Source organism: Massilia mucilaginosa, from assembly GCF_011682145.1.
Taxonomy (GTDB): Bacteria; Pseudomonadota; Gammaproteobacteria; order Burkholderiales; family Burkholderiaceae_D; genus Telluria_A; species Telluria_A mucilaginosa.
Genome location: NZ_WHJH01000404.1, coordinates 1 through 219 on the forward strand (window position 1 = coordinate 1; position 219 = coordinate 219).

Sequence of the window (219 nt, forward strand, 5' to 3'; positions counted from 1 at the left end):
TGGATCATTCCGAGGATGCGTGTTACGGCCAGCAGCCGCTGGCGTTCTATAACCACCATTATGGTTCGACCTGCTACTTGCCACTGATGATCTTCGACGGCCAGTCGGGCGGCTTGATCGCGGCGGTACTGCGGCCCGGAAGGCGACCATTTGGCGAAGAGAACGCGATGATCATGCGGCGCGTTCTGAAGCGGATTCGCCACCACTTCCCCGATACGC

1 protein-coding gene is annotated in these 219 nt (G+C 59.8%); it reads left to right on the top strand.

Annotated features, from left to right (window positions below; all coding sequences use genetic code 11):
* The coding region (locus tag F2P45_RS35355) for a transposase (RefSeq protein WP_187367282.1) at positions 1-219 on the top strand (219 nt) is incomplete at both ends.